Here is a 4174-nt window from a genome sequence, read left to right on the forward strand (position 1 = left end):
GAGGATGCCGGCGCGGCCACCTCCGGGCGCCTGTTCTGCCGCCCGGAAGCGATCAGCGTCAACCCGCCGGTGCATGAAGAGAACCTGTTTGCGGCCAAGGTCCGCGAGATCACCTTTCTCGGCAACCGTTGCCGCATGAGCTTTGAACTGGCGCAACTGCCCGGTCATCCGCTGCTGGCCGAACTGGCGCCGGAAGCCATGCCGCGCCTGGGTGCCCAGGACATCTGGGTCGCGTTGCCACCGCGCAGCCTGCAGGTGTTTGCCTGACATGGGTGCGCTGATGACGCTGCCTGTTGCGCGGCGGGTGTCTCGTGCCGAGCTGGGCGACCGCCTTTTTGTGCTGGGCGGCAAATGGCTGTGGTTGTGCCTGCTGGGCGTCGCGGTGTTGCTGCCGCTGCTGGCGATCTTCTGGCGCGGCTTCAGCAGCGAAGCCGGGCAGGGCGGCGGGCTGGTGGCGGCACGGGAACTGGTCAGCAGCGCCAACTTCCACTGGCTGCTCGGTAACAGCCTGAAGGTTTCCCTCAGCGTGGCGGCCATCGTCGTACCGCTGGCGTATCTGTTTGCCTATGCGTTGCAACGCACGCTGATCCCGGCCAAGGCGATCTGGCGCGGCCTGTCGCTGCTGCCCCTGATGGCGCCGTCGATGCTGCCGGGGATCGCGTTGGTCTATCTGTTCGGCAACCAGGGCCTGTTGCGCGGTTTGCTGTCGGACAACATCTACGGCTTCTGGGGCATTGTCCTCGGCGAAGTGATCTACACCTTCCCACACGCCTTGATGATCCTGTTGTCGGCGCTTTCCCTGGCGGATGCGCGCTTGTTCGATGCGGCCTCGAGCATGGGCGCCAGCCCGGCCCGGGCATTTCGTAGCATCACCTGGCCGGCCACACGCCAGGCGGTGTTCGCCGCGTTCTGCCTGGTGTTCACCCTGACCATCACCGATTTCGGCGTACCCGTGGTGGTCGGCGGCGATTATCAGGTGCTGGCGCTGGAAGCCTACAAGGCCGTGGTCGGCCAGCAACAGTTCGGGCGCGGGGCGTTGATCGGCATGGTGTTGCTGCTGCCGGCGCTGTTCAGTTTTGGCGTCGACGCCTGGCTGCGTCGGCGTCAGGGCGATGCCATGGGGGGGCGTGCCCAGGTGTTCCAGCCGGCACCGTCGCGGCGGCGCGATGCCTGTTACCTGGCCATCGTGCTGCTGATCTGCGCGGTGTTGTTGCTGGTGTTCGGCATGGCGGTGTACTCGTCGCTGGTGAAGTTCTGGCCCTACAACCTGTCGCTGTCGCTCAACCACTACCAGTTCGAAGACACGGCTGGCGGCGGCTGGCTGGCGTACCGCAATAGCCTGACCCTGGCACTGTTTACAGCCTTGATCGGCAGCGTACTGATCTTCACCGGCGCCTACCTGATGGAAAAGACCCAGGGCCAGAAGGGCCTCAACCTGGCGCTGCGTATGCTCAGCTTTGTGCCGATGGCCGTGCCGGGCCTGGTGTTGGGCCTGGGCTACGTCTTCTTCTTCAACCTCAGCGGCAACCCGCTGCATGTGTTCTACGGCACCATGACGCTGCTGGTGGTGTGCACCATTGCGCACTATTTGACCACCGCGCAGATGACCGCCACCACCGCGCTGCGCCAACTGGACGCCGAGTTCGAAGCCGCAGCGCTGTCGCTGAAGGCGCCGCTGTACCGCCACTATTTGCGCGTGACCGTGCCGATCTGCCTGCCGGCGCTGCTGGACATCGTGCGCTACCTGTTTGTGTCGGCGATGACCACCGTCTCGGCCGCGATCTTCCTCTACAGCCCCGACACCATCCTCGCCGCCGTCGCCGTGTTGAACATGGACGACGCCGGCAATGTGGGCGGTGCGGCGGCCATGTCCACCTTGATTCTGTTCACCTCGGCCAGCGTCTCGCTGCTGCTGGCGTGGGCCTCACGTGGCGTGTTGCGCCGCTCCCAAGCCTGGCGCCAGACCGCGCCGGGCCAATAACCCTGAAGGAGGTATTCCATGTTCAAGCCCCTGGCGCTGGTCGCTGCCGTACTCACTGCATTCAGCCTGAATGCCTTCGCCAAGACCGAACTGACCGTGTACACGGCCCTCGAAGCCGAGCAATTGAAGACCTACAAAAAAGCCTTCGAACAAGCCAACCCCGACATCGAAATCAAATGGGTACGTGACTCCACCGGCATCATCACCGCCAAGCTGCTCGCGGAAAAAGACCGCCCGCAAGCCGACGTGGTCTGGGGCCTGGCGGCTTCTAGCCTGGCGATCCTCGACCAGCAAGGCATGCTCGAGAGCTACGCGCCCAGGGACCTGGACAAGATCGGCAAACACTACCGCGACGCCGCCAACCCACCCGCCTGGGTCGGCATGGACGTCTGGGCCGCGACGATCTGCTTCAACACCGTCGAAGCCGAGAAGCAGGGGCTGACCAAGCCGGTGAGCTGGCAAGACCTGACCAAGCCTGAGTACAAAGGCAAGATCGTGATGCCTAACCCGGCGTCGTCGGGCACCGGTTTCCTGGATGTGAGCGCCTGGCTGCAGACCTTCGGTGAGAAGCAGGGCTGGCAGTACATGGACGACCTGCACCAGAACATCGGCCAGTACGTTCACTCCGGTTCCAAGCCGTGCAAGCTGGCGGCTTCGGGTGAGTTCCCGATCGGTATTTCCTTCGAATACCCGGCCGTGCAGTTGAAGCGCCAGGGAGCGCCACTGGACATCATCCTGCCGAAAGAAGGCCTGGGCTGGGACATCGAAGCGACCGCCGTGATCAAGGGCAGCGCCCACGCCGACGCGGCGAAGAAACTCGCCGACTTCTCCGCCAGCACCGCCGCGATGGACCTGTACAAGGACAACTTCGCCGTGCTCGCCCAGCCGGGCATCGCCAAGCCGCAGACCGAATTGCCGGCGGACTACGAGCAGCGGCTGATCAAGAACGACTTCACCTGGGCCTCGAAAAACCGCGACAGCATTCTGACTGAATGGCGTAAGCGCTATGACGGTAAGTCGGAGAAGGTGGCGGGTCAGTAAGTACTCCGTTTGGGCTGATGGCCTCATCGGGGGCAAGCCCCCTCCCACACTTGACCGAGTTCCAACATGAGAATGCGGTCAACATGTGGGAGAGGGCTTGCCCCCGATAGCGGTCTTGAAAACAGGACATCACTAAATGACACACCACAGCGACCTGCTGATCATCGGCGCCGGCATCCTCGGCCTGTCTCACGCCTACGCGGCGGCCAAGCGCGGGCTCAAGGTCAAGGTGTTCGAGCGCAGCGCCACCCCGTTGGGCGCCTCGGTACGCAACTTCGGCCAGGCCCTGGTCACCGGCCAACCGCCAGGCCCGATGCTCGACCTGGCGCGGCAAAGCCGCGATATCTGGGGCGAATGGGCGCGGCTTGCCGGCTTGCAGCTCAAGCGCAACGGCTCGTACCTGTTCGCCCGCAGCGAAGCGGAAGAACATCTGCTGGAAGCCTTCTGCGCCAGCCGCGCGTTGGAGCACGGCTACAACGTCGAGCTGCTGCAAGGCGCGGCGTTGAGGGATCTGTACGGCGGCCAGTTCCGTCATCACCGCGCGGCGTTGCACGGCAAGGACGATCAGCAACTGTATTCGCGCGAGGCGATACCGGCGCTGATCCATTACCTGCGCGAGGAACTGCAGGTGGAGTTTCACTTTTCCACCCTGGTGCGCGACATCGAGCCCGGCCAGTTGCACAGCACGGCGGGCAGTTTTCGTGGCGCGCAGATCATCGTCTGCTCGGGCCACGACTACCAAACCTTGCTGGCCGAGGCGATTGCCGAACTCAACCCGCATGTCTGCCGCCTGCAAATGCTGCGCGCGCGGCCGGCGGTCAACCTGAACCTGCAACACGCTTTGCTCACGGGCCTCAGTTGCGTGCATTACGGCGCCTTTGCCGACCTGCCGGATGCGGCGGCGGTGCAGGCGCAGATCCTGCGCGAGGCGCCGCACCTGCAGGAGCACGGGATTCACCTGCTGATCAGCCCGACGCCGCATGGCGAACTGATCATCGGCGACTCCCACGACTACGGCCGCGAGGCGTCGCCGTTCAATGCCGAGCAGGTCGATGACTGGATGCTCGAACTGGCCGAGCAGACCCTGGGTTGCAAGGTCCAGGTGGTCGAGCGCTGGCAGGGCGTCTATGGCGCACGCGGGCCGGCGCCGTT

The 4174-nt window shown here is 64.5% G+C and carries 4 protein-coding genes; all 4 read left to right on the top strand.

Features of this window, described 5'->3' with window-relative positions; genetic code table 11:
- Positions 1–267, top strand: a 267-nt coding sequence (locus L9Z73_RS26470; protein ID WP_247407500.1) for a TOBE domain-containing protein, incomplete at its 5' end; no start/stop codon positions are given.
- Between the two features lies 1 nt (position 268).
- Positions 269–1981, top strand: a complete 1713-nt coding sequence (locus L9Z73_RS26475; protein WP_247407501.1) for a putative 2-aminoethylphosphonate ABC transporter permease subunit — start codon at positions 269–271, stop codon at positions 1979–1981.
- An 18-nt stretch (positions 1982–1999) separates the two neighbouring features.
- Positions 2000–3022, top strand: a complete 1023-nt coding sequence (locus tag L9Z73_RS26480; RefSeq protein ID WP_247407502.1) for a putative 2-aminoethylphosphonate ABC transporter substrate-binding protein — start codon at positions 2000–2002, stop codon at positions 3020–3022.
- Positions 3023–3158: 136 nt separating this feature from the next.
- Positions 3159–4174: TIGR03364 family FAD-dependent oxidoreductase (locus tag L9Z73_RS26485; protein WP_247407503.1), on the top strand; the 1016-nt coding region annotated here is incomplete at its 3' end.

The organism is Pseudomonas emilianonis (genome assembly GCF_023072625.1).
Lineage (GTDB): Bacteria > Pseudomonadota > Gammaproteobacteria > Pseudomonadales > Pseudomonadaceae > Aquipseudomonas > Aquipseudomonas paraveronii.

Bases quoted from the DNA above. Each gene is read 5' to 3' on its own strand.
- L9Z73_RS26475 (WP_247407501.1), top strand. From the start codon at position 269: ATGGGTGCGCTGATGACGCTGCCTGTTGCGCGGCGGGTGTCTCGTGCC.
- L9Z73_RS26480 (WP_247407502.1), top strand. From the start codon at position 2,000: ATGTTCAAGCCCCTGGCGCTGGTCGCTGCCGTACTCACTGCATTCAGC.